This window comes from Micromonospora sp. NPDC006431 (assembly GCF_042870725.1).
GTDB lineage: Bacteria > Actinomycetota > Actinomycetes > Mycobacteriales > Micromonosporaceae > Micromonospora.
Map to the genome: position 1 here is coordinate 171,292 of NZ_JBIAHQ010000011.1, position 23,327 is coordinate 194,618.

General features: G+C 73.2%; 29 protein-coding genes and 1 pseudogene. 13 read left to right on the top strand and 17 right to left on the bottom strand.

The window, feature by feature from the left end; genetic code table 11:
* Positions 1–7: 7 nt before the first annotated feature.
* Together ACFYM6_RS20475 and ACFYM6_RS20480 are read right to left on the bottom strand one after the other, a co-directional pair.
* Positions 8–205 (bottom strand): DUF397 domain-containing protein, encoded by a 198-nt coding sequence (locus ACFYM6_RS20475; RefSeq protein WP_387277620.1) that lies wholly within the window; start codon positions 203–205, stop codon positions 8–10.
* Positions 206–244: 39 nt separating this feature from the next.
* Complete coding sequence (locus ACFYM6_RS20480) at positions 245–1,087, bottom strand: helix-turn-helix domain-containing protein (RefSeq protein WP_387277622.1); 843 nt, start codon at positions 1,085–1,087, stop codon at positions 245–247.
* Between the two features lie 144 nt (positions 1,088–1,231).
* Between ACFYM6_RS20480 and ACFYM6_RS20485 the strand changes: the two genes are divergently transcribed.
* The 3 genes from ACFYM6_RS20485 to ACFYM6_RS20495 all read left to right on the top strand — a co-directional run bounded on the left by ACFYM6_RS20485 (position 1,232) and on the right by ACFYM6_RS20495 (position 4,100).
* Positions 1,232–1,858 carry a GPP34 family phosphoprotein gene (locus ACFYM6_RS20485; protein WP_387277624.1) on the top strand — a complete coding sequence of 209 codons (627 nt, stop codon included), beginning with the start codon at positions 1,232–1,234 and terminating at the stop codon, positions 1,856–1,858.
* A gap of 48 nt (positions 1,859–1,906) precedes the next feature.
* On the top strand, positions 1,907–3,433 hold the full coding sequence (locus tag ACFYM6_RS20490; RefSeq protein ID WP_387277626.1) for an APC family permease: 1,527 nt from the start codon (positions 1,907–1,909) through the stop codon (positions 3,431–3,433).
* Positions 3,434–3,509: 76 nt separating this feature from the next.
* Positions 3,510–4,100 carry a GNAT family N-acetyltransferase gene (locus ACFYM6_RS20495; protein WP_387277628.1) on the top strand — a complete coding sequence of 197 codons (591 nt, stop codon included), beginning with the start codon at positions 3,510–3,512 and terminating at the stop codon, positions 4,098–4,100.
* A gap of 147 nt (positions 4,101–4,247) precedes the next feature.
* On the opposite strand, the gene ACFYM6_RS20500 is transcribed toward ACFYM6_RS20495, so the two are convergent.
* Positions 4,248–5,069 (bottom strand): SigB/SigF/SigG family RNA polymerase sigma factor, encoded by an 822-nt coding sequence (locus ACFYM6_RS20500; protein ID WP_387277630.1) that lies wholly within the window; start codon positions 5,067–5,069, stop codon positions 4,248–4,250.
* A gap of 345 nt (positions 5,070–5,414) precedes the next feature.
* Here ACFYM6_RS20500 and ACFYM6_RS20505 point away from each other — a divergent pair, with 345 nt between their 5' ends.
* On the top strand, positions 5,415–6,155 hold the full coding sequence (locus ACFYM6_RS20505; RefSeq protein WP_387277632.1) for a hypothetical protein: 741 nt from the start codon (positions 5,415–5,417) through the stop codon (positions 6,153–6,155).
* Here ACFYM6_RS20505 and ACFYM6_RS20510 read toward each other — a convergent pair.
* Positions 6,117–6,299 (bottom strand): annotated as a pseudogene (locus ACFYM6_RS20510) (phospholipase); the annotation flags it as partial. The gene ACFYM6_RS20505 and the pseudogene ACFYM6_RS20510 overlap by 39 nt on opposite strands.
* Positions 6,300–6,436: 137 nt before the next feature.
* Here ACFYM6_RS20510 and ACFYM6_RS20515 point away from each other — a divergent pair.
* Positions 6,437–6,565, top strand: a complete 129-nt coding sequence (locus ACFYM6_RS20515) for a hypothetical protein (protein WP_357441187.1) — start codon at positions 6,437–6,439, stop codon at positions 6,563–6,565.
* Positions 6,566–6,617: 52 nt separating this feature from the next.
* On the opposite strand, the gene ACFYM6_RS20520 is transcribed toward ACFYM6_RS20515, so the two are convergent.
* Together ACFYM6_RS20520 and ACFYM6_RS20525 are read right to left on the bottom strand one after the other, a co-directional pair.
* A complete protein-coding gene (locus ACFYM6_RS20520; RefSeq protein WP_387277634.1) occupies positions 6,618–7,604 on the bottom strand; it encodes a pirin family protein in 987 nt (328 codons plus the stop codon).
* Positions 7,605–7,614: 10 nt separating this feature from the next.
* Positions 7,615–8,097, bottom strand: coding sequence for a MarR family winged helix-turn-helix transcriptional regulator (locus ACFYM6_RS20525; protein WP_387277636.1), 483 nt, complete (start codon positions 8,095–8,097; stop codon positions 7,615–7,617).
* A gap of 138 nt (positions 8,098–8,235) precedes the next feature.
* Here ACFYM6_RS20525 and ACFYM6_RS20530 point away from each other — a divergent pair, with 138 nt between their 5' ends.
* On the top strand, positions 8,236–8,823 hold the full coding sequence (locus ACFYM6_RS20530; protein ID WP_387277638.1) for a DUF1684 domain-containing protein: 588 nt from the start codon (positions 8,236–8,238) through the stop codon (positions 8,821–8,823).
* 21 nt (positions 8,824–8,844) lie between these two features.
* On the opposite strand, the gene ACFYM6_RS20535 is transcribed toward ACFYM6_RS20530, so the two are convergent.
* Entirely contained in the window at positions 8,845–9,150 is a 306-nt protein-coding gene (locus tag ACFYM6_RS20535; RefSeq protein WP_387277799.1) for a hypothetical protein, read from the bottom strand.
* A 142-nt stretch (positions 9,151–9,292) separates the two neighbouring features.
* On the opposite strand from ACFYM6_RS20535, the gene ACFYM6_RS20540 reads away from it, so the two are divergent.
* Complete coding sequence (locus tag ACFYM6_RS20540; protein WP_387277640.1) at positions 9,293–9,481, top strand: hypothetical protein; 189 nt, start codon at positions 9,293–9,295, stop codon at positions 9,479–9,481.
* Positions 9,482–9,523: 42 nt separating this feature from the next.
* On the opposite strand, the gene ACFYM6_RS20545 is transcribed toward ACFYM6_RS20540, so the two are convergent.
* Positions 9,524–10,111, bottom strand: coding sequence for a general stress protein (locus ACFYM6_RS20545; protein ID WP_387277642.1), 588 nt, complete (start codon positions 10,109–10,111; stop codon positions 9,524–9,526).
* Between the two features lie 110 nt (positions 10,112–10,221).
* Between ACFYM6_RS20545 and ACFYM6_RS20550 the strand changes: the two genes are divergently transcribed.
* The 4 genes from ACFYM6_RS20550 to ACFYM6_RS20565 all read left to right on the top strand — a co-directional run bounded on the left by ACFYM6_RS20550 (position 10,222) and on the right by ACFYM6_RS20565 (position 14,526).
* Entirely contained in the window at positions 10,222–12,051 is a 1,830-nt protein-coding gene (locus ACFYM6_RS20550; RefSeq protein WP_387277644.1) for a glycoside hydrolase family 15 protein, read from the top strand.
* The gene (locus ACFYM6_RS20555; RefSeq protein WP_357441168.1) at positions 12,048–12,827 is read left to right on the top strand and encodes a glucose 1-dehydrogenase; all 780 of its coding nucleotides are present in this window, start codon (positions 12,048–12,050) and stop codon (positions 12,825–12,827) included. Before ACFYM6_RS20550 ends, ACFYM6_RS20555 begins: the two co-directional genes overlap by 4 nt.
* Positions 12,828–12,952: 125 nt before the next feature.
* Positions 12,953–13,453, top strand: a complete 501-nt coding sequence (locus tag ACFYM6_RS20560) for a metallophosphoesterase family protein (protein WP_387277647.1) — start codon at positions 12,953–12,955, stop codon at positions 13,451–13,453.
* 125 nt (positions 13,454–13,578) lie between these two features.
* Complete coding sequence (locus tag ACFYM6_RS20565) at positions 13,579–14,526, top strand: NAD(P)/FAD-dependent oxidoreductase (protein WP_387277800.1); 948 nt, start codon at positions 13,579–13,581, stop codon at positions 14,524–14,526.
* 21 nt (positions 14,527–14,547) lie between these two features.
* Here ACFYM6_RS20565 and ACFYM6_RS20570 read toward each other — a convergent pair whose 3' ends face one another.
* From ACFYM6_RS20570 to ACFYM6_RS20585, 4 genes are all read right to left on the bottom strand, one after another.
* Positions 14,548–15,915 carry a cation:proton antiporter gene (locus ACFYM6_RS20570; RefSeq protein ID WP_387277649.1) on the bottom strand — a complete coding sequence of 456 codons (1,368 nt, stop codon included), beginning with the start codon at positions 15,913–15,915 and terminating at the stop codon, positions 14,548–14,550.
* A 117-nt stretch (positions 15,916–16,032) separates the two neighbouring features.
* Positions 16,033–16,710: an HAD family hydrolase gene (locus tag ACFYM6_RS20575; protein WP_387277651.1), complete on the bottom strand. Its 678-nt coding sequence runs from the start codon at positions 16,708–16,710 to the stop codon at positions 16,033–16,035.
* Between the two features lie 41 nt (positions 16,711–16,751).
* Positions 16,752–18,884, bottom strand: a complete 2,133-nt coding sequence (locus ACFYM6_RS20580) for a SpoIIE family protein phosphatase (protein ID WP_387277653.1) — start codon at positions 18,882–18,884, stop codon at positions 16,752–16,754.
* Between the two features lie 135 nt (positions 18,885–19,019).
* Entirely contained in the window at positions 19,020–19,382 is a 363-nt protein-coding gene (locus tag ACFYM6_RS20585; RefSeq protein ID WP_387277655.1) for a DUF6401 family natural product biosynthesis protein, read from the bottom strand.
* 163 nt (positions 19,383–19,545) lie between these two features.
* Between ACFYM6_RS20585 and ACFYM6_RS20590 the strand changes: the two genes are divergently transcribed.
* On the top strand, positions 19,546–19,995 hold the full coding sequence (locus tag ACFYM6_RS20590; protein WP_387277657.1) for a hypothetical protein: 450 nt from the start codon (positions 19,546–19,548) through the stop codon (positions 19,993–19,995).
* Here the strand turns inward: ACFYM6_RS20590 and ACFYM6_RS20595 are convergent.
* The 5 genes from ACFYM6_RS20595 to ACFYM6_RS20615 all read right to left on the bottom strand — a co-directional run bounded on the left by ACFYM6_RS20595 (position 19,992) and on the right by ACFYM6_RS20615 (position 22,736).
* The gene (locus ACFYM6_RS20595) at positions 19,992–20,204 is read right to left on the bottom strand and encodes a hypothetical protein (protein WP_073839517.1); all 213 of its coding nucleotides are present in this window, start codon (positions 20,202–20,204) and stop codon (positions 19,992–19,994) included. The genes ACFYM6_RS20590 and ACFYM6_RS20595 overlap by 4 nt on opposite strands.
* A 171-nt stretch (positions 20,205–20,375) precedes the next feature.
* Positions 20,376–20,636, bottom strand: a complete 261-nt coding sequence (locus ACFYM6_RS20600; protein WP_073839516.1) for a hypothetical protein — start codon at positions 20,634–20,636, stop codon at positions 20,376–20,378.
* Positions 20,637–20,756: 120 nt separating this feature from the next.
* Complete coding sequence (locus ACFYM6_RS20605; RefSeq protein WP_387277659.1) at positions 20,757–21,221, bottom strand: SRPBCC family protein; 465 nt, start codon at positions 21,219–21,221, stop codon at positions 20,757–20,759.
* Positions 21,222–21,276: 55 nt separating this feature from the next.
* Positions 21,277–21,693: a DUF2795 domain-containing protein gene (locus ACFYM6_RS20610; protein WP_387277661.1), complete on the bottom strand. Its 417-nt coding sequence runs from the start codon at positions 21,691–21,693 to the stop codon at positions 21,277–21,279.
* A 65-nt stretch (positions 21,694–21,758) separates the two neighbouring features.
* Entirely contained in the window at positions 21,759–22,736 is a 978-nt protein-coding gene (locus ACFYM6_RS20615; protein WP_387277663.1) for a YihY/virulence factor BrkB family protein, read from the bottom strand.
* A 140-nt stretch (positions 22,737–22,876) separates the two neighbouring features.
* On the opposite strand from ACFYM6_RS20615, the gene ACFYM6_RS20620 reads away from it, so the two are divergent.
* Positions 22,877–23,296, top strand: a complete 420-nt coding sequence (locus tag ACFYM6_RS20620; protein ID WP_387277665.1) for a ChaB family protein — start codon at positions 22,877–22,879, stop codon at positions 23,294–23,296.
* Positions 23,297–23,327: the final 31 nt, after the last annotated feature.

Here is a 23,327-nt window from a genome sequence, read left to right on the forward strand (position 1 = left end):
CGGCGTGTCAGGCCGGGCGCACCCCGTCCACGCCGGCGACGAAGGCCGCCCACGCCGCCGGCCCGAAGGCCAGGACGGGACCGGGGCGGTCCTTGCTGTCCCGCACGGCGATCCGACCGCCCACGGCGGCGACCTCCACGCAGTTGCCGTTGCCACTGCTACGCGTGCTGGTGCGCCAGCCCGCCCCCGACAGGTCGAGCCCCATCCCCGTTACCTCTTCTTCAGCCGGCGTGCCGCCGAGCGGTCACGCAAAGTTACGAGAAGCGTCCTCCAGGCGGGCCAACGACGCCGCCGGATCCAGTGCCATCCGACACAGCTCCTCATGCAGCAGGCTATACCGTTGCACCTGCGCAAGCTCCTCCAGAGCCAGTCCCATAGTGAGATTGTCCAGGTAGACCACGGAGGCGTCGGCCGCGTCGGCGAAGCCGAGGATGACGTAGGAGGTGCTCATCGCCGGGTGACCACCGGCACCGAATGGAAGTACATGGATGGCTACGTTGGGTAGTTGAGCGAGTCGTGCCATGTGGGTGAGTTGATCGGCCATCACCGCCGGCCCGCCGACGGCGCGCAGCAGCACCGCCTCGTTGAGCACCACCGACAGCCGGACCGGTGCCTCCCGGTGCAGCACCTCCTGCCGGCGCAGCCGGGCGGCGACCTTGCGCTCGACGCCCTCCTCGCCCGCCGTGACCCGGTAGATCTCCCGGGCGTACGCCTCGGTCTGCAGCAGCCCCGGCACCGCCTCGGCCTCGTACGTGCGCAGCGTCGCCGCCTCGGCCTCCAGCCCGACGTAGAACTCGAACCACTCCGGCAGGACGTCGCTGTAGTTCTGCCACCAGCCGCGCTGCTGCGCCCCCCGGGCGATCTCGATCAGCGCCTCGGCGTCCGCGCCGGTCACCTGGTAGAGCGCGAGCGCGGCCCGGACGTCCCGCGGTTTGATGCCGATCTGCGCGTTCTCAATGCGGGAGAGGTTGCTCTTCGACATGTCGAGCTGGCGCGCGGCCACGTCGAGGGTCATCCCCGCGCGTTCGCGCAGTTGGCGGAGTTCCCGGGCGATGCGGCGGCGACGAACGGTGGGACTGGCGGTCACGCCGTCGAGTTTGGCACGCCAAGATCCGCAGCTCACGCCGGGCGCGGACTGCAACCGTGAAATTCGGGAGTTGCATCCCCGGAGCTTTGCGGTGCATTCTCTTCCCGGTATCAGCCATCACCTGTGGACAGCCGGGAGGCTCGTTTGCTCATCGCTGACGAGTTCTTCCTGATCGCGCACAACGACAGCCGGGGCAAGGCCAGACTGCACCCGGCCGCGACGGGGCTCGGCCTCGCCGCCAGCCTCCTCGGCGAGCTGATCCTCTTTCGACGGATCACCGTCGCCTCCGGACTGATCACCGTGCTCGACCGCCGGCCGCCGGCCGACGCGCTCGCGCACACCGTGCTCGACCAGCTGATCGGCGAGGCCCAGCATCGGGCGGTCCGCACCTGGCTCAGTTTCCTGGCCCAGACCGGCGTGACCGCGGTCGGCGAGCGGCTGGCCCGCGCCGGGGTGCTGCGCCGCCAGGAGAACCGGCGTCTCCTGCGGACGAGCCTCAGCTACGTTCCGGTCGATCTGAACGCGGCCGCCTGGCCGGCGGCCCGGCTGTGGACCCTGCTGGAACGCCCGGAGCCCATCGCCGTGCCGGACGCCCTGCTGCTCGGCCTGATCGCCGCCACCGGGTTGACCCGCGAGGTGCTGTTCAGCGCCGGACCGCAGGCCCACCACCGGCTGAGCGGGCTCATCCCCACGCTGCCCGCGCCGCTGAAGGAACTGGTCGGGCACACCGAGGCCGCCGTCGGTGCCGCGGTGCTGCGCGGCATCCCCTGACCTCCGGGTCACCGCCCCCATTCCTCCCCCTCCACCGGAGCAGCCCCCATGCCCCCTGCAGCCACCGTCGAGCGTCCCAGCAACGTCTCCGAGGCCCTGGCCCGCGGCCGGCTCGGCATACCGTCGGTCGTCTTCTTCGTCCTCTCCGCCGCCGCCCCGCTGACCGTGGTGGCCGGCGTGGTCACCACGGGGTACGCCGTCACCGGCGTCACCGGCATCCCGCTGGCGTTCCTGGCGGTCGCGCTGGTGCTCACCCTCTTCGCGGTCGGCTACGTGGCGATGGCCCGCCGGCTGACGAACGCCGGCGCGTTCTACGCGTACATCGCCCGTGGGCTCGGTCGGCCCGCCGGGGTCGGTGCGGCGTGGGTCGCGTTGATCGCGTACAACGCGCTGCAGGTCGGGCTCTACGGCGCGATCGGCGCGGCCGCCGAGCCGGTGCTGGACCAGCTCTTCGGCAGTTCACCCGCCTGGTGGGTGGTGGCCCTGGTCGCCTGGGCGCTGGTCGCGGTGCTGGGCGTGCTCCGGGTGGACGTGAACGGCCTGGTGCTCGCCGTGCTGCTGCTGGCCGAGATCGCGGTCATCCTCGTCTTCGACCTGGCGCAGGTCACCCACCCGGCCGGCGGTTCGGTCAGCTTCGCCACCCTGTCGCCGGACAATCTGCTGGTGCCGGGGGTCGGCGCGATCCTGGTGCTGGCCACGACCGGCTTCACCGGCTTCGAGTCCGCGGTGGTGTTCAGCGAGGAGAGCAAGGACCCGAAGCGGACCGTCCCGATGGCCACCTACCTGTCGGTGGCCATCATCGCCGGTCTGTACGCCTTCTCGGCCTGGACGATGACCGTCGCCACCGGGCCGGACCGGATCGTCGACGCGTCCCGGGAACAGAGCACGGGGCTCATCTTCAACCTCGCCGGCGCGCACCTCGGCGACACCGCGGTGACCATCGGCCAGGCGCTCTTCCTCACCTCGCTGCTGGCGGCGATGATCTCGTTCCACAACACCACCGCCCGGTACGCCTTCGCGCTCGGGCGGGAGCGGGTGCTGCCGGCACTGTTCGGGCAGACCTCGCCGCTCACCGGGGCGCCGCGGGCCGCCTCCCTGGCGCAGAGCGCCCTCGGCCTGGTCGTGATCGTCCTCTACGCGGCCGCCGGCTGGGACCCGCTGGTGCAGCTGTTCTTCTGGGGCGGCACCGGCGGCGGGTTCGGGGTGTTGCTGCTGATCACCGCCACCGCGGTCGCGGTGATCACCTTCTTCGCCCGGACCCGCACCGAGGAGACGCTGTGGCGGCGGGTCGTCGCCCCCGCCCTCGCCGCGATCGCGCTGGTCGCCGTCATCGTGGTCGCGGTGGACAACTTCGCCATCCTGCTCGGGGTCGCCCCGGACTCGCCGCTGCGCTGGATGATCCCGGCGGTCTACCCGGTGGCGGCGCTGCTCGGCCTGCTCTGGGGGCTGGTGCTGCGCCGCACCCGGCCGGCCGTGTACGCCCGGATCGGGCTGGGCGCGGAGAGCGCCGTCGTCGACGCGCCGCGGACGGCCGACGAGGTGACGCCGCCGGCCGGGGCGGAGATGACGGCATGAGCGAGCGTCAGCGAGCGAATCGTCAGTGCGGTGCCGTGGTGCCTCATGGCGGCGCCGAGCGGAGCGAGGTGACGGCATGAGCGAGGTGCCGATCGAGCGGCTCGGGCCGGCGGAGACCCGGTCGGTCGCCGAGCGGATCGCCCGGGCCTTCCGGCTGCTGGCCGTCACCCGGTGGCTCGTGCCAGACGAGGCGAAGCGGGAGGCGGTGCTCGCCGACAACTTCGAGATCCTGGTCGACCACGCGATGCTGCACGGGATCGTGCACGGCACCGCGGACCGGGCGGGCGTCGCGGTCTGGTTCCCGCAGACCGGCGAGCCGGCCCCGCCGCCGGCCGACTACGACGCCCGGCTCGCCGCCGCCTGCGGCGAGTGGACGCCGCGGTTCCAGCATCTCGACGAGCTGTTCGAGGCACACCACCCGCACGCCGACCACCACCATCTGGCGTTTCTGGCGGTCGCGCCGGAACGCCAGGGGCGGGGCCTGGGCAACGCGCTGCTGCGGCACCATCACGGCGTGCTCGACGCCGAAGGCGTGCCCGCATACCTGGAGGCGAGCAGCGAGCGCAGCCGCGACCTGTACGCCCGGCACGGCTACCGGGCCGCCGAGCCGTTCCGCGTTCCCGACGGCGCCCCCTTCTACCCGATGTGGCGCGACCCGGTCGGCTGAGCGGTGCGCGCCGTCGATGCGCGGCTGTCCACGCGGCCCGGGTCGACGTGCGGGAAACCGGGTACGGCCCGGTCGGCGAACCGCCGACCGGGCCGCGTGGACGCGACGGTGGTCGGGCCCGCCGGCCCGACCACCGTCGTCCACCCGTCAGTACGCTCCGTCGAGTTGCCCGCGCAGCCTCGTCAGCGCCCGGGCCAGCAGCCGGGACACGTGCATCTGTGACACGCCGATCTGCTCGGCGATCTGGGACTGGGTCAGGTTGCCGTAGAACCGCAGGGTGAGGATCTTCTGCTCCCGCTCGTCCAGCGTGGCGAGCGCCGGGCCCAGGGCGACCCGCAGCTCGGCCAGCTCGAACTCGCCGTCCTCGCCGCCGAGCATGTCGCCCAGCTCGGTGGCCCGGTCGCCGTCGCCGGTCGGGGTGGACAGCGACAACGCGTTGTAGGCGCGGGCGCCTTCCAGGCCCTCCAGCACCTCTTCCTCGGTGAGGTTGAGGTGGGCGGCGATGTCGGCGACCGTCGGCGAGCGGCCGAGGGTCTGCAGCAGCGCGCTGTTGGCGTCGGAGATGGCCAGCCGCAGCTCCTGGAGGCGCCGGGGCACCCGGATGTCCCAGGTCCGGTCGCGGAAGTGCCGCTTGAGCTCGCCGATGATGGTCGGGATGGCGTAGCCGGCGAAGTCGACGCCCCGGGAGGGGTCGAACTTGTCGATCGCCTTGATCAGCCCGACGGCGGCGGTCTGCGCCAGGTCGTCGGTGGGCTCGCCCCGGCCGCTGTAGCGGTGGGCGAGGTGGTTTGCGAGCGGCAGCCAGGCCTCGATCGCCCGGTCGCGCAGCGCGGGGCGCGACGGGTGGTTGGCGGGCAGCGCCGCCATCGCGTTGAGCAGGTCGGCGGCGCTGTCGGTGAGCGCGCCCGGGTCGAGCTTCCCGGTGGTGGACGGTGTGGTCGCCTGCTCGCTGATCGTGTGCGCGGTCATGGTGGTCCTCCCTGCACCTCGTCCGCGAAGGAAAGTCGTGACGCGTCGGTTCAGCTTCAGTTCGTACGTTCGGGAGCCACCGTAACCCGATCGTCCGGAAGAAATCTAGCCGAAAGTACGATGTACTTATGGGATCTTACCTACCTTATTCGGCGATATCGAGACATCGCGGGCCGGCAGCGGCCCGCAGTCCGAGCCCGCTTCGGGTGTCCGCTTCGTCAGTGCAGCTCAACCGAGCGGTCAACGGAGAAGCCGACAATCAGCTCGCATTGCCGACTTTCGGTCGTTGTCCCGCTGACGAGACCGCCCGTAGCGTCACGGGGTAGCCGTATACGGAGGCACCCCGTGCTCGACCCCGCCGCTCCGCAACTCGTCCTCAACGCCCGGATGCTGCAGTTCAGCTGGCTCCCGGCGGACCCCGACGCGGTCGCGGCGGTACTGCCCGCCGGGGTGTGTCCGAGCCCCGACCGCCAGGTGTTCCTCTGTCAGTACGTGGTGGACGACGCGGCGCAGACCTCCGGCCTCGGCGCGTACTCCCTCACCTACCTCGGCGTCGCGCTCGACGGCATCGAGCCGCCGGCCGCGGGGGACACCCCCGGCGGCCTGTGGATTCACTACTTCGCCTCCAGCCCCCGGGTCCGCGACTACGCCGCCGCCCGGGGCGTCCCGGCGACACCCGGGAAGACCTGGCTCGACCTGCGGGGCGAGCAGTTGACCGCGGAGACCCACGCGGACGGGGCTGCGCTCATCCGCACGATCGCCCGCGTCGGCGGCACCGGCTGCCGGGTGTTCAGCGGGCACCACCGTTACCTGACCGCCTGGGGCGGCGGGCTGTTCAGCGCCGAATTCCCGTACGTGGCCGAACCGGTGACCCCGTTCGAGGTCGAGTCGGTGGAGTTCCTCGTCCCGGCACACCCGGTCTATCCGTTACGCCCGGCCAACCCGCTCACCATCTGCGGCGGCCTGTACTCGCCCCGGGTGTCGTTCGCGTACCCGGCGCTGCCGGTCGCGCTGGACCATCCGCCGGCCGCCACCGGCCTCCGGCCGGCGCCAGTCGGTGAAGAACAGGTGGTCACCGGCCTTTAGCGCCGCCACCTCGCGGACCAGCCGGTCAAAGTAGGCGGCGCCGTGAATGAGCGGCTCGGCGAGGTTTCCGGTCGTCCAGATGGGTAACTCAGATGCCGGGTTGGCACGTTCCTGTGCGGTGAGGAACCAGTCCCGCATCGCCACGTTCCAGCCTCCCGAGGTCGACCCCGACCTCACGGTAGGCCCCCCGAGACGGCCCCGCGCGCTGACCGCCCCAGGTCGGCCGGCCCTCCCGTGGGTCCCGCCGCGACCCTGTACCGCCCCACGGAGGAGGCCGCACCATGTCCGCCGAGACGACGAACACCGTGACCGAGCACCGCGCGCCGGCGGTGGAGGGGGAGCGGGGTGCGCTGGTGGCGGTCTTGGTGATGGTGATCCTCGGCGTGGCCGGCATCTTCGCCGTCTCCTGAGCGCCGGCGGGCGCCCCGGGTTGCCCCGGGACGCCCGTGCTGGGCGGATGGGTCAGGGCCGGGAGCCCTCGCCGTCGGTGTGCGGCATCCGCCCGGCCGGGATCACGCCGAGCCGGCCGGCCTGGAAGTCCTCGAACGCCTGGACCAGCTCGTCCCGGGTGTTCATCACGAACGGGCCGTAGTGCGCGACCGGCTCCCGGATCGGCTGCCCGCCCATGAGGTAGAGCTCCAGGGCCGGGGTGTTGCCGTCCTGCTTCGCGTCGGCGGTGACCCGCAGCGCGTCGCCCGCGCCGTGCACCGCGAGCTGGCCGAGGTGGATCGGGCGGCGGTCGCTGCCCACCGTGCCCCGGCCGGCCAGCACGTAGACCAGTGCGTTGAAGTCCGGCCGCCAGGGCAGGCTCAGCTCCGCGCCGGGCTGCAGCGTCACGTGCGCGATGGTGATCGGGGTGTGGGTCGAGCCCGGGCCCCGGTGCCCGGCGATCTCCCCGGCGATCACCCGGATCAGCGCGCCGCCGTCGGGCGTGGTCAGCAGCGCCGATTCCCGGCCGCGGATGTCCTGGTAGCGCGGCGGGTTCAGCTTCGCCACCCGGGGCAGGTTGACCCAGAGCTGGAGACCGTGGAAGAGGCCGCCGCTCATCACCAGGTGCTCCGGCGGCGCCTCGATGTGGAGCAGGCCGCTGCCGGCCGTCATCCACTGGGTGTCGCCGTCGGTGATGGTCCCGCCGCCGCCCTGCGAGTCCTGGTGATCCATGATCCCATCGATCATGTAGGTCACCGTCTCGAAGCCGCGGTGCGGGTGCCAGGCGGTCCCCTTCGGCTCACCCGGCGCGTAGTCGACCTCGCCCATCTGGTCGAGGTGGACGAACGGGTCCAGTTCGGTCAGCGGCACGCCGGCGAAGGCCCGGCGGACCGGGAAGCCCTCGCCCTCGTACCCGCTCGGGGCGGTGGTCAGCCGGCGGACCGGACGGAAGGCGGTGGACTCGTCCAGCTGCGGCAGGCGGGGCAGGACGAGGACGTCGTCGACGGTGATGGCGGGCATCGCGGGCTCCTTACTTGTCGGCCGGGGTGGACGACGCGTCGCGGTCGGCGCGTAGGCGCCGGCCGAGCCGCTCGAAGACCCGGGTGAGGCAGGCGACCTCGGCGTCGTCGAGGTCGTCGATCAGGTGGGTGCGCACGGAGCGCAGGTGGTGCGGCGCGGCCTCGCGCAGCGCCAGCAGGCCGGCCGCGGTCAGCACGGCTTCGCTGCCGCGTCGGTCCTCCGGGCAGGACTGCCGGGCGACCAGGCCACGCTTCTGCATCGAGGAGATCTGGTACGTCAGCCGGCTCGGCGAGAACACCAGCCGGCTGGCCAGCTCACCCATCCGCAGCCGCTGCCCCGGCGCCTCGGAGAGCAGGACCAGCACGTGGTAGTCGGCGAAGCTCAGCTCGCTGTCGGCGCGGAGGTCGTCCTCGAGTTGGGTGAAGAGCCGCTGGCTCGCCTCGATGTAGGCGCGCCAGGCGGTCATCCGCTCGGGGCTCAGGCTCTCGGTCACGGCTATGACAGTAGCACTACTTCAAATTTAAACAAGTGCTGCGGAGTACGTGTGAGCCGCGTGACAACGAGTGGTGCTGGGAAGGAGGTTGGAATTTGAAGCAGAGCCGGACACTGCTGCGCGGGCTAGGGTCGGGGAGTGGATGATCTCGACCTGCTCGACTGGCGGGAGCGGGTGGCCCGGCTCTACCTCTCCGACCTGGACCTGGCCGGGTTCCGGGCCGCCCGCGACGACCTGTTCCGCACGCACCCGTGCAGCCCGCTGCCGGCCGCCGACCGGGCCGACTTCCCGGGGCTGCGCTGGTTTCCGCCCGATCCGGCGGCCGTGGTCGAGGCGCCGCTGCGGCCCGCCTCCGGCGCAGAGACCATCGACACCGGCGGGCCCGACGGGGTCGTCCGGTACCGCCGGGTCGCGGTGGCCGACACACCGTGGGGCCCGCTCACCGTGTGGTGGATCGAGGCGTACGGGGGTGGGCTGTTCGTGCCCCTGCGCGACGCCACCTGCGGCGCCGAGACCTACGGCGGTGGGCGCTACCTGACCGACACGGTGAAGGGCACCTTCGGGCGCGGCCTGACCGTGCTGCCCGGCGGGCGGGTCCGCCTCGACGCCAACTACCTCTACAACCCGAGCTGCGCGTACGACGACCGCTGGGCCTGCCCCCTCGCCCCGCCGGAGAACCGCCTCGACGTCCCGATCCGGGCCGGGGAGCTTGCCTACCGGGCCTGAGACCTGGCCCGCTGTCCGTTTCTAGCGTTGATCATGATATTGGCGGGGAGTTTGATCTCCGAGAATGGCGCTAACCTCATGATCAACCTGGCGGCGGTTGCGGCTTTCCGGGGCGGCCCAGGCGAGGAAGCGGTCGAAGAGTTCCGCCGGGGACGGGGTGGCATTCGGGTTGAGCTTCATCAGGTCCGCGGTGGCGTCGAAGAGCAGGCCCGCCAGGTAGACCGAGAGGGCCACCCGATCCCGCCGGTGCTCCATCAGCAGCAACAGCCGGGCCGGCTGGCACGGCCACGGCGCGGCGCAGATCCGGCACAGCCACAGGGGCCGCATGGGCAGGTGCGGGCGCACGGCCCGACGCTGGCGGTCGTGCAGAGGGACGGTCACCTGCTCATGGTGGTGCAACGTGTTGACTACGTCAACGGCCTGCGTAGTTGTCTCCGTCTAGATGCATCGCCGCTGTCATCGTCAACATGTGGAGCTTGTCGGCGTGTCGGAGATCCGGGTGATGCTCGGCGGTGTCTCCCGGCAGCGCGCCTCGGTGATCGCCAATCAGCGGAACTTCCCCGAGCCGATCGCCGTTTTGGCGATGGGCAAGGTGTGGCGGAAGTCGGACGTGGAGCAGTGGATCCGGGAGCACCGGCCGGACCTGTCGACAGACTGAGGAGAGGGCCCGCGCGGGGCCCTCTCGGCTGGTGCCGGTCGGCTACCGGGCGGTCGCGCCGGTCGGCGTCAGGTGCATCCGGCCGAGCAACTGCCGGGCCTGGTCGGCCAGGTCGGCGTGCACGGTCACGGCGTACTGGCTGGCGCGCAGCGAACTGGCCGAGGTGAAATCCCGTTGGCCCCCGGTCATCGCGTGGGCCACCGCGCCGAACACGGCACCCCAGATCGCGCCGATCACCAACCCGACCACGATCACCGCGAGCCAGCTCCCGGCGGTGAAGATGCCGAACAGCAGGCCGATGAAGAGCCCGAACCAGGCGCCGGCCCCCGCGCCGATCAGCGCGGCCCGGCCCGTGGTCATCCGGCCCATCACCGTCTCCACCAGGGTGAGGTTGGTGCCGATGATCGCCGCGTGCTCCACCGGGAACCGGTTGTCGGCCAGATAGTCCACCACCCGCTGGGCGGATGGATAGTCCGGGTAGGTGCCGATCGTGACGGTCGGTGGACCTGGCTCCGGCCCGTGGCCGTCCCCGCTCGGCGCGGCCGGTTGACCGCCGGGGCCGGACGGGAGGTTGGAGCCGCCCGGCATCCCGGGCCGCCAGGCCGGGGACGGAGTCGAGGGTCTGGTCATGAGCGTCCTCCTTCGTCAACCCGCCGCGTTCCCACCGCTGTCCTCCGGTAACACGTCCGGGACGACGGGCGCGGCACGCATGGCGGCGGACGGGCCGGGTAGGCACGAGTGTGGAGGCGGGACGGATCAGCGAGCACGGGTTCCTCGCCGACGGGCGCAGCGCGGCGCTGGTCGACCGGGCCGGTGCGGTGAACTGGTGGTGCCCGGCCCGCTTCGACGGCCCCTCGGTCTTCGGCCGGCTGCTCGACGATCGCGCCGGCCACTGGAGCATCCGGCCCGTGGACGACTTCACCACCGAGCGGTCCTACCTGGAGGACACGCTGGTGCTGCGTACCGTCTTCACCACCGCGACCGGGGTGGTGGCCGTCACCGACGCCCTGGCGCTGGAGCCCGGCGCGCGCGGGCACGAGATCGGCCTGCGGTCGCCCCGGGTGCTCGCCCGGGTCGTCGAGGGGCTCTCCGGCGAGGTGCCGATGCGGGTGGACTACCAGCCCCGCTTCGAGTACGGGCGGGTGCGCGCCTACGTCACCGGCACCGAGGAGGTCATCGACGCCGTGGCCGGCGGCACCCGGCTGAGCCTGCGCGCCAACGTCCCGATGAGCTGCGGCGACGGGGCCGCGTCCGGGCGGTTCACCGCCCGCGTCGGCACCGCCCACCACTTCACCCTCGGGTACGCCCCGACCTACGACGGCGGGGAGCCCGCGCTGCCCGACGCCGACCAGGTGGTGGCCGACGCGGTCGCCGGCTGGCGGTCCTGGGCCGGGCTGCACGACTACCGGGGGTGCTACCGCGACCAGGTCCGGCGCAGCGCCATGGTGGTGCAGGGGATGACTTACCAGCCCAGCGGAGCGGTGGTCGCCGCGGCCACCACCTCGCTCCCCGAGGAGTTGGGCGGCGACCGCAACTACGACTACCGCTTCGTCTGGGTACGCGACTTCAGCCTCACCCTCCAGGCGCTCTGGCGGGCCGCCTGTCCGGACGAGGCCAACCGACAGTTCGCCTGGGTGTCCCGGGCCATGGGCCGGATCGGTGACGAACCCGTGCCGATCATGTACGGCGTGGAGGGCGAGCGGGACCTCACCGAACACCGCCTCGACCACCTGGCCGGGTACGCCGGCAGCCAGCCGGTCCTCGTCGGCAACGACGCCTGGCGGCAGCGGCAGACGGACGTGCTCGGCGAGATCCTCGACGCCGCCTGGTTGATGCGGTACTACCTCGACCCGATGTCGCCCGAGGTCCGTCAGCTGCTGCACGGCCTCGCCGACCAGGCGGTGCTGGACTGGCGCCGGCCGGACGCCGGGATGTGGGAGGCCCGCGACGCCGAGCGGCACTACCTGTCGTCCAAGGTGCAGTGCTGGACCGCGCTGGACCGGGCGGTCCGCTTCGGGCGGCTGATCGGCGACGACGCCGACCTGGCCCGCTGGGCGGCGGCCCGGGACGAGGTGCGCCAGGCGGTGCTCACCTGGGGCTGGAACGACCGGCTCGGCGCGTACACCGGGGCGTTCGACTCGGACGAGCTGGACGCCTCCGTGCTGATCATGCCGCTGGTCGGTTTCCTGCCGGCCGACGACCCGCGGATGCGGTCGACGATGGACGTGGTGGAGCGCCGGCTCTCCCGCGACGGCCTGCTGCGGCGCTGGGACACCGACCCGGCGGGCTTCGTGATCTGCTCGTTCTGGCTGGTCAGCTGCCTCGCCGAGGCCGGCGAGCTGGACCGGGCGCGGCGGCTGTTCGAGCAGCTCGCCGCCGGGCTCAACGACCTCGGCCTGTACGCCGAGCAGATCGACCAGGCCACCGGCGAGCAGCTCGGCAACTTCCCGCAGGCCTTCTCGCACGTCGGCCTGATCAACGCCGCGGGCCATATCACCGAGGCCGCCGAACGGTTCGAACGGGAGGCCGTGCCGACCGGTACGGCGACCACGGAGGGAGCGCGCGGATGACCGGACGACTGGCGGGCAAGACCGCCCTGATCACCGGCTCGGACTCGGGCATCGGCCAGGCCACCGCCATCGAGTTCGGCCGGGAGGGCGCCGACGTGGTGGTGCACTATCTCCACGACCACGCCGGGGCGAACCACACCAAGGCGGAGATCGAGAAGGCCGGCCGGCGGGCCGTGGTGGTGCAGGGCGACATCAGCGTGGAGCACCAGGTGGAGGCGATGTTCGAGGAGGCGCTGGCCGAGTTCGACACGCTGGACGTGTTGATGAACGACGCGGGCGTCGACGCCTCCGGCATTCCGGTGGCGGACCTGGACACCGAGACCTGGGACCGGTGCATCCGGACCAACCTGTACGGGATGTTCTTCTGCTGCCGCCGGTTCGTCCGGCACCGGCGTGACCAGGGCGGGCACGGGAAGATCATCAACATCACCTCGATCCACCAGGAGGTGGCCCGGGCCGGCGGCTCCGACTACGACGCCAGCAAGGGCGGGATGCTGGAGCTGGCCAAGAGCCTGGCCCTCGAGGTGGCGCCGATGCACATGAACGTCAACAACATCGGGCCGGGAATGGTGCTCACCCCGTTCAACCAGCGGGCCATCGACGACCCGAAGTACCTGGAGGAGCAGGTGCAGAGCATCCCCTGGAAGCGGGCCGCGAAGCCGGAGGAGATCGCCAAGGTGGCGGTCTTCCTGGCCAGCGACGACGCCGACTACGTGACCGGGTCGACGTACTTCATCGACGGTGGCCTCATGCAGAACCAGGGCCAGGGCGCCTGACCCCGCCCGTCGCCCCGCCCCGCCCGCGCCGGCGATCATGAGGTTGACGGCGGAGTGGATCTCCCCGAGTGCCGCCAACCTCATGATCGACGCGGAGACGGGGCGGGGTGGGGGAGGATCGGGGGGTGGAGTTGGTCGTTACCGCTGATACCCACGTGCCGAAGCGGGCGCGGGACCTGCCGCCGGCGCTCTGGGCGGCGATCGACGCCGCCGACGTGGTGCTGCACGCGGGGGACTGGGTGGACGTGTCGCTGCTGGACGCGATGGCGGCCCGGGCCCGCCGACTGATCGGCGTCTACGGCAACAACGACGGGCCGCCGCTGCGGGCCCGGCTGCCCGAGGTGGCCCGGGTCGAACTGGCCGGGCTGCGGGTGGCGGTGGTGCACGAGACCGGGCCGAAGACCCGCCGGGAGGAGCGCTGCGCGGCCGCCTACCCCTACTGCGACCTGCTCGTCTTCGGGCACTCCCACATCCCGTGGGACAGCGTGGCCCCGAACGGACTGCGCCTGCTCAACCCCGGCTCACCCACTGACCGTCGGGCCCAGCCGTACGCGACGTACCTGACCGCGCGGGTGGCGGCGGGGCGGCTCGACCGGGTGGAGCTGCACCGCCTGCCCCCGCGCTGACTCCCGGCCGCGACCGGCCTCCGCCGGGAGCTCGTCGATCCGGCGGCCTCGGTCAGCCCTTCGGTCCGGAGGCCGGCACGCCGCCCGCCGCTTACGATCATGGGGTGGCGGCGGACCGGGCGGGTGTGGTGGTGGTCGGCGCGGGCATCGCCGGGGTGGCCTGCGCGAACGAGCTGACTCGGGCCGGCATCCCGGTGGAGGTCCGCGAGCGGGCCCGGGTCACCGGCGGGCGGATGGCCAGCAAACGCTTCGACGGCCGCCCCGTCGACCTGGGGGCCGCGTACCTCACCGTCGACGACCCGGACTTCGCCGAGGTCGTCGACGGCTGGCGGGCCGCCGGCCTGATCCGGCCGTGGACCGACACCCTGATCGCGTACGGCCCGGAGGGGCGGCGCGAGGTCGCCGGGCCGGTGCGCTGGGCGGCCCCGCACGGGCTGCGCTCGCTGGTCGAGCACCTGGCCCGGGACCTCACCGTGGTGCCTGACCGGCTGGTGATGACCGTGGAACCGGGGCCGCGGGTGGACGGCCGGGCGTGCGAGGCGGCGGTGCTGGCCATGCCGGGCCCGCAGGCGGCCCTGCTGCTCGACCCCGCACTTGTGGCGGCGACCCGGGCGGTGGCGGCGCAGCGCTGGTCGTCGGCGCTGGCCGCGGTGCTGCGCTTCCCGGCCCGCCGCTGGCCCGACTTTCGGGGCGCCTTCGTCAACGACCACCCGCTGCTGCGTCTGGTCTGCGACGACGGCGATCGGCGGGGCGACGCAGCGCCGGTGCTGGTCGCGCACACCACCCCCGAGTTCGCCGCGGGGCACCTGCTGCAGCCCACCGCCGCCGGCTCGGCGATCGAGGAGGCGGTCCGCGACCTGCTCGGCCTGCCCGAGCCGGCCGAGCTGGTGCACGTGCACCGCTGGACGTACGCCACCCCCACCGACGGCGGTGACGGCACCTACCACCTGGACGACGACGGGGTCGGCGTTGCCGGGGACGCGTTCGGGCGGCCTCGGGTGCAGAGCGCTTGGCGCTCCGGCCGCGACCTCGGCCGGGCGCTCGCGACCCGGCTGCGCACCGACCGCCGCTGACCGGGCCCGGTCAAGATCCGCCTACCTTCGGGGAGGTTGCTGCGTCCCGGCGCGCTGAGGTGGCAACCTCCCCGACGTTGCTGGCAGCCCCCGGTCAGCGGGGACGGCGTCCAGCGTGGGTTCGGGGGCCCCGTGTCGCGCTGGGGCGTCGTGGCTCCGCTCGCCCGCCCGGTCGAGCAACTGCATGACCGGGGTGGCCGCGATGCCGTGCCCCACCACCGAGACGATCACCACCAGGCCGACCGTCGCCCAGAGCAGCTCGGCCTGCGGGAAGTCGGTCCTGCTGGTCGCGTAGGCCAGGTAGTAGAACGAGCCGACGCCGCGGATGCCGAACAGGGCGATCACCCAGTGCTCGGCCGGCCGGCCGGGGGCGCCGCGCAGCGACAGCCACCCGGACAGCGGCCGGATCACGAGGAGCAGGGCCAGCCCGACCACGGCCGCCGGCCAGGTCAGCGGGGCGAGCAGGCCGCCGACCACCGCACCGCCGAAGAGCAGCAGCAACAGCACGGTCAGCAGGCGCTCGACCTGCTCGGCGAAGTCGTGCAGCACGGAGTGGAACTCGTGGGTCCGCTCGGCGGCGCGGATCGCCCGGGCGGCCACGAACACGGCCAGGAAGCCGTATCCGCCGGCCACCTCCACCAGCCCGTACGCCAGGAAGGTGGCGGCCAGCACGAGGAAGCCCTCGGCGTGCCGGGCGAGCCGCAACTGGCTCGGCGCCCGGAAGAAGAGCTTGCCGAGCAGCCAGCCGATCAGCAGCCCACCGGCGAACCCGACGGCGATCTGATAGAGCACGTGCACGGTGAACCAGCGGGCCAGCCAGTCCGCCGGGGCGAGGCTGGTGGTGGCGATGGCGATGGCCGCGTAGACGAAGGGAAAGGCCAGGCCGTCATTCAGCCCGGCCTCGGAGGTGAGGGCGAAGCGGACCTCATCCTCGGAGTCCTCCACGTCGGTCGGCTCGCCCACCTGCACGTCGGCGGCGAGCACCGGGTCGGTCGGGGCGAGCACGGCGCCCAGCAGCAGCGCAGCCGCCGGCACCAGGCCCGCCCACCACCAGCCGAGCAGCGCCACCGCCGCGATGCACAACGGCATGGCGATCGCCAGCAGTCGCCAGGTCGACGCCCAGCGGACCGGGCTCAGCGGCCGGTCGATCTTCAGTCCGGCGCCCATCAGCGCCACGATCACGCCGATCTCGGTGAGGTGGGTAGTGACCTCCGGCCAACGCAGCGGGTCCGGCGTCGGCAGCCCGGTGGGCAGCAGGAACACCAGCATGCCGAGCCCGAGGAAGGCGATCGGCATGGACAGCGGCCGGCGTTCCAGGACCCGCGGCAGCACCCCCGCGAGCAGCGCACCGGCGCCCAGCAGCGCGATCGCGACATCCACCGGTTCCACGGCACCACCCTCCCGCCGCCCGCGGCGGCCAGGTGGTCACCAGTGCCCCGTAATCCGGTCCGTCATGCCTCCGGGTCCGGCTTGTCCCGGGTGCGACCCGCCACCGTCCCGTCGGTCTCAGCCCCGGGCCGCGAGGGCGCTCTCACCGAGCCCGTCGAGCAGCGCCGCCGGGTCGTCGTACGCCGCCACCGCGCCGGCCGCCGCCAGCTCCGCCCGGCTGGTGCCGCCGCAGGTCAGGCCGATACAGGGGATGCCCAGGCGGCCGGCCGCCACGACGTCCCAGACCGAGTCGCCGACGAACACCACGCGTTCGGCGGCCAGCCCGGACTGGTCCAGCGCCGCGACCAGGATGTCCGGAGCCGGCTTGCTCTCCCGCGCGTCGCCCGAGGACGTGACGGTGTCGATCACGTCGTCCGCGTCGAGCGCGGCCCTCAGCGCGGCCACCTCGGGTTCGGCCGCCGAGGTGGCCAGCACCACCCGCAGCCCGCGCGCGGCGCAGGCGCGCAGCAGGTCCACCGCCCGTGGCAGCGGTGTCAGCCGCTCCCAGTACTCGGCGTAGATGACGTCGTGCCCGTCGCGCAGCTTGCGGTCGGCGTCCCGGTCGCGCTCCGGCCCGAGCAGGTGGTCGAGGAGCTTGTCGGAGCCCATGCCGATGGACCGGTGGATGGTGGCCATCGGTACCCGGTGGTCCGCCTGTCGCAGCGCCTCCCACCAGCTCACCGTGTGCAGGTACGTGGTGTCGACCAGGGTGCCGTCCACGTCGAAGAGGACACCTCGGCGGTTGTCGCTTGGCATGGCTTCCCTCCTACCCGCCCGCGCCGTCGCCGACGCGCGCCTCAGGTCGCGGGAATGAGGATCTCGAACCAGACGGTCGACCCCCGCACCGTCGGGTCGGTGCCCCAGGCGTCGCTCAGCTCCTCGATCAGCCCCAGCCCGCGCCCCCGGCTGCTCAGGGTGTCGGTCTGGGCCCGCGTCACCTGACCCCGGGTGCCCGAGTCGGCCACCGAGACCAGCAGCCGTTCCGCGGTCAGGTCGATCTCCACTCGGGCGGCGGTCCCGGCGTGCAGCAGGGCGTTCGTGGTCAGCTCGCTCGTGCACAGCACGGCGGCGCCGACCACCGACTCGGGCACCTGCCACTCAACGAGCTGGCCGGTCAACCAGTGCCGGACCCGGCTCGGCGCGGTCGGCTCCGCCGGCACCGCCATGCTGGCCGAGCGGCTCGGCTTGACCGCGTGTTCCACGGCGAGCACCGCCACGTCGTCCTCCGTCGTGCCGGCCACCGCGGCGGTGGCCACCGCGCAGAGCGTCCGGGGGTCACCGCTGGTCGCCGCCGTCACCGCCGCGGCCAGCCCGGCCAGCCCGGCACCGAGGTCCTGGCCGCGCCGCTCCACCACCCCGTCGCTGTACAGCAGCAGGGTGTCGCCGGGGCGGAACGCCACGGTGGCCGTCCCCGACCGGTGGCCCAGCCCCAGCGGCGGGCTGGGGGGTACCTCGACGTACTCGGCCGCCGGACCGCCCACCGGCGGGCAGCGCCGGATCAGCGGGGCGGGATGGCCGGCGCTGGCCAGGGTGATCCGCTCCCGGTCGGTGTCGATGACCCCGAACACCACGGTGACGAACAGCTCCTGCGTCCCGCGCTCGGTACCCAGGCTGGCAACGAGCCGGTCCAGGCCGGCGAGCACGGCGTCCGGGCGCGGGTCGGTGAGCGCCAGCGCGCGCAGCGCGGCGCGGACCTGCCCCATCCGGGCGGCGGCCTGCACGTCGTGTCCGGCCACGTCGCCGAGGACCACCCCGAGCGCGCCGCTGGGCAGCAGGAACGCGTCGTAGAAGTCACCCCCGGCGGCGTTGCCGTCCACGCCGGGGTCGTACCGCGCCGCGATCCGCAGCCGGGGCAGGTCCGGTAGCTGCTCGGGGAGCATGCTGCGTTGGAGCAGCTGGGCCGTGCCGTGCTGGGTCTCGAAGCGGCGGGCCCGCTCGGCGGCCTGGCCGACCAGCTCCGCGGACGCGGCGAGCAGCGCGCGCTCCGCCGGCGACCAGGGGTGCGGGGACTGGTAGCCCACGGTGACCGCGCCGCGGATCACCGCCGAGCGCAGCGGCAGGGAGGCGAGCGACCGGATCTTCTGGTCGTGCCGGTCCGCCGCGGTGTCCCGCAGCGGCTGCCCGTCGGTGGTGAACACGGGCACGCCACTGCGGGACGTCACCACGATCGGGACGGGCGACTCGGCCGGTATCCGGCGCCACAGCGGCGGCAGGCGCTCGTCGGCCTCGTCCAGCAACTCGCCGCGGACCCGGCGGACCATCCGCCAGGCCGACCCGTCGTCGACCATGAAGGAGACCCGGTCGGCGTCGAACGAGTCGAGGCAGTAGCGGAGGGTGACCCGGGCGACGTCGTCCAGGGTGAGGGTGCCGGAGAGCGCGGCGGCGAAGTCGCTGAGGCTCTGCAACTGCTGGGTGACGTGGGTGGTCTGCGCGGCCACGCTGAGCACGCCGATGATCTGGCCGGCGCTGTCCCGGACGGGCGAATAGCCGCGGGTGAACACCGGTGGCTCGGCGGCCCCGGCCCGGTGCCGGTCGACCGGCAGCACGGCCTCCCGTTCCAGGAACGGCTCGCCCTGCTGGTACGCCCGCCCGATCACCTCCCCGGCGTCAGGTTCGTGCCAGATGTCGGCGAACACCTCCGCCGCCGGCCGCCCGAGCGCCTCCGGATGCCGCGCGCCGATCAGTTCGGCGTACCCCTCGTTGTAGAGCAGGACCAGGTCCTCGCCGTAGAGCAGGGCCATCGGCACGGGCGAGGCGAGCACGAGGTCGACCACCGCGCGGACGGCCGGGTCCCACTGCTCGGGTGCGCCGAGCGGCGTGCCGGCCCACGAGTGCGCCGCCCCGGCGGGGGACGCGGCGGCGCCCGAGCCCATGGGCGCCCCCGAGGTGGGGGCTGATGGCGTGGGAACCCGCCCGACCGTGCCTGGCATGACCGCAGCCTATCCGGAGAGTGCCGCACCGGTTTCGATCACGCGCGGCGGGCCGGGTCACCGAATCGCCCGGCATGGAGGCTCGCGCAGGTCGCAGCCGCAGGCCGATACGGGGGAGGGCGGCTCCGCCGTGTCTCAGGCCAGGTGCCGGGGGTCCAGCGAGCGGGCCAGGGCACAGACGGCGAGCAGGCGGGTGAGCAGCCAGTCCGGCTGCGCCCAGTCGATCGGCGCGACCGGTGGCCGCCAGCCGTGCTCCAGCGCCGCGGCGCGGACCCCCTCGGCGTACCCGGCCAGCGCGGCCACGGTCAGCGCCCGGTTGTCGTCCTGCAGGCTGTCGCGTACGGCGGCGGCGTGCTGGTCGACCGCGGCGAGCAGGCCGGGGTTGGCGGCGGCCGCGGTGAGCCCCGCGGTGCCGACGGAGGCGGTGAGCCTGACGAGGGTGGACCGCGCGGATTCCGCCGCGGAGCGGGACACCACCCGGTTGTTCGGCACGCGCATGGTGACCGAGGCTAACCGCGCGGCGAGCGCGGCGACCTCGGCCGACCGGCCGATGCCGGGGTCCACCGGGCGCGGTCCGGTCCCGCCCGCCGGGATTGAGTCGGCCGCCAGCGGGCAGATGGGAGACCGGCGAGCCGTGCGGCGGACCCGTGGAGGAGCGGAATTGGAACAGCAGGCGGACGGGCCGGACGAGGCGCACCGGCGGCCGGCGGGCGTGAGTGACACCACGGTCGAGGCGCTCGGCAAGCTCAGCGAGGCCCTGGAGTGCGTGGAGCGGGCCCGGGGTCACTTCTACTCGGTGCACCAGCTGATCGGCCACGCCGACCTGATGCTGGACGACGCGGTGGCGCTGTTCCGGTCCGCCGGCCACGACGGGATCGCCGACCGGATCGAGCAGGACCTGCTCGGCCGCAACGTGATCGCCGGGCGCTGGACCTTCCAGCTCGTCGAGGACTTCGACGACGGGTACTACGCGCTGTTCCGGGAGCTCGACCGCCGGGCCCGCGACGAGCTGGTCGGCGGCCGGCGGCACCTCTACGAGGCGGAGATGAAGGAACGCCGGCGCACCCGGGGGCGGCCGGGACACGAGGCGCGGCCCGGCGCGGACGGCTAGTCGGACGAGCGGGCGTCCGCCGGCCGGCGCCGCATGGCGTCGTCGGCGATGATCACGGTCGCCACCATGAGCGCCACCACGAGGCTGAACAGCCAGGAGCTGTCGGCCACCAGTTTGGCGGCGACGGGCGCCTGGGCGGCGACGAGCAGGAAGCCCAGCCAGGCCAGGCGACGCTGACGGGTGGTGAGGAAGCCGGTGCCCTGTTGCATCCGAAAAGTCTTACGTGGGACGGGCACATCGCCGTCCCCCGTTCGGCCGATTCTGGATGGGCTGTCCGTTTTCCCGACCGTCCGTACCTCACTTCTTGTCGTTTCGGGCGAACCGCGCGTCACCGTCGCACGGGTCGGCCTCCGGGCGCCTCGCGACGCCCGGAGGCGGGCTCACGCGTCGGGGCCGGTTCGGCCGGTTGTCGACGGCCGGTACGCCCGGTCCGCGTCGGTCATCTCCCGGCGTTCGGCCTCCGGGCCGGCGCCCCGGTCCACCGCCTCGGGCCCGTGGCCGAACGCGGACTCCTCGCCGGCGTCGTTGCCGGTGACGTCGTCGCCCTGCCCGTCGACGGTCGACCGGGCGATCGCCCGGTCCAGTTCGTGCAGGGAGGTGCGATCCTCGTCGCGCCACACGTGCCTGTCTTTGTCGGTCATTCCCCAGCGGTACCCGGACCCGGTGATCGCAAACGGCCCGGGCCGGCGGACGGCGGGCACGGCGATGGCCGCCGGAAAATACCGGCGGCCATCGGAGCTGTGGTGTCCGGGAGCGCGACGTCAGGGGGTGGGTCGCTCGACCGTGCCGCGCCAGGCGCCGGTCTCCTGGCCGCGCCGCTCGATGAACTGCTTGAACCGCTCCAGGTCGCCCCTGGCCCGGCGGTCCACCGCGCCGAGCTTGGCGCCGGCCTGTTCGACCACGCCGTGCGGCTCGAACTCCATCTGCAAGGTGACCCGCGTGTTCCCCTCGTCGAGGCGGTGGAAGGTCACCACGCCGGCCTGCTGGGTGCCCCCGGTGGACCGCCAGGCCACCCGCTCGTCCGGCAACTGCTCGGTGATCTCGGCGTCGAACTCGCGCTTCACGCCGCCGATCTCGACCGTCCAGTGCGTCAGCGTGTCGGAGAGCTGCCGGACCTCCTGGACGCCCTCCATGAAGTGCGGAAACTCCTCGAACTGCGTCCACTGGTCGTAGGCGGTGCGGATCGGAACGGAAACGTCCACGTGTTCCATCACGCCGCTGCTCATCGTCGAATCCTCCTGTTCCCGCCGGTGTCGTCGCACGGAACGTGGGCCGATCCGCTCACCAGCGCGTCGTCTCGTTCTTGTGCCCGAGTGCGGCCCACACCTCGGAAATCGTCTGGTAACGGGTGCCGTCGGGCAGGCGTTCCAGGGCGGCCACGATGTCCGCCGGCGCCTGGTTCTCCCGCGCGTTGGCCACCAGCGCGTCGCGGTCCCCAGGCAGCGCGGTCATGGTGATGAACCGGCCGAGGCGGCTGCGCGCCTCGACGTCGTCCATGCTCATCCCCTGCGGGTTGCCGCCGCGGCTCGCGCCGGCCGTGAGCGTCTTCGGCTCCGGCTGGTCCTCACCCGCCGGCTCCGGCTGGCGGGACTCCTCGACGCGCGAGCCACCGGCCCCCGGACCCTGGATGAGGCCGCTGACGTCCTGGCTCATGTTGTCGTCGACCCTGGGTGAGTGCTTGCTGCTGCCACGTTCCATGCCGACAGACATGCCCGAGGGGACCGCCGGTAAACCGGGGGTGGCCGGCAGAGCCGGTCATCCGGTCACGAATCGGCCGGCGCGCGGGGCGGCAGCACCGGCTCGCCCGGGTCGGTGGCGCCGGTCTGCAGCACCCGGCCGCGCTGCAGCTCCGCGTTGACCTGCACGCCGAGCAGCAGGGCGCAGTTGGACAGGTAGAGCCAGACCAGGAAGGCGATGACCGCGCCGAGGCTGCCGTACGTGACGTCGTACGAGCCGAAGTTGGCGACGTAGAGGCCGAAGCCGGCGGAGGCGAGCACCCAGACCAGCAGGGCGAGGGCGCCGCCCGGGGTGAGCCAGCGGAACCGGGGCTGCCGGACGTTCGGGGCGATCCAGAACAGCAGCGACAGCAGGGTCAACGCCACCAGGGCGAGCATCGGCCACTTCGCCACCGTCCACACCGTGCGGGCCAGGCCGCCGGCGTGCAGCCGGTCGCCGACCGCGTCGGTGACCGGGCCGCTGACGATCAGCCCGGTGGCGACCACCGCGAGCAGCACCAGCGACAACCCGGCCAGGCCGATCTGCAGCGGGCGCAGCCGGTAGAACGGCCGCCCCTCCGCGACGCCGTAGACGGCGTTGGACGCCCGGGTGAACGCGCCGATGAACCCGGACGCCGACCAGAGCGCGCCGAGCAGACCGAAGCTGAGCAGCACCTTCGCCGAGCCCTGCTGCTCCACCACGCCGCGGACCACGCTGACGAAGCCGTCGTTGCCGACCACCGACCCGGCGCCGATCTCCCGCGCCAGGCCGATCACCGTGTCGACGGTCCGCTCGCCGTCGGAGACCAGCCCGACCAGGGCGACCACCACGACGGTCGCGGGGAAGAGCGCCAGCACTCCGTAGTACGTCAACGCCGCGGCCCAGTCGGCGCAGTTGTCCTTGACGAAGTTCCGCCCGCTGCGGACCAGCACCCCGCGCCAGGTCGCCCAGCTCAGCTGGCGTACCCGGCGGGGCATCCGGGCCCGCTTCCGGGCCGGGACCACCGGCTCCGTCGTCGCCGCCATGACCGCCTCCTCGACCCCGGCGCGCCCGTCGCGCGTGGCCCGGCGGTACCCCGCCGCGGAAATCGACAAACCGGGTGGCGGTTTGCGGCCGGAACGCGGGGGAACGGTCATAGGAACCCATCAAGACGGAGGAGGACGAGATGCCCGGGCGCGAGGTACTGCCCAGCACGCTGCGGCGCTCCCCGGCGAAGGCGCAGCGGACCTGGGAGAAGACGCACGACTCGGCCGTGGAGACGTACGGCGAGGGACAGCGGGCGCACCGCACCGCGTTCGCCGCGGTGAAGCACGAGTTCGAGAAGGTCGGCGACCACTGGGAGCCCAAGGGACGCAAGGGCCCGAGCGACCGCCAGGCCGCCGGTGGTGGCCCGGCGCGGCGGGCACCCACCGCCGCCGGGGTGGACGCCAACGCGCCCAAGGAGCACCTCATGGAGGTCGCCAAGAAGCTGGACGTGCCCGGCCGGTCCCGGATGACCAAGCCGGAACTGGTCAAGGCGATCCAGAAGGCGAACGCCCGCGAGACCACCAAGGCCCGCGAGAGCGCCAAGTCCCGCGGCCGCTGACCGCACCACCGGAAAGGGTGGCTGTCCTTCG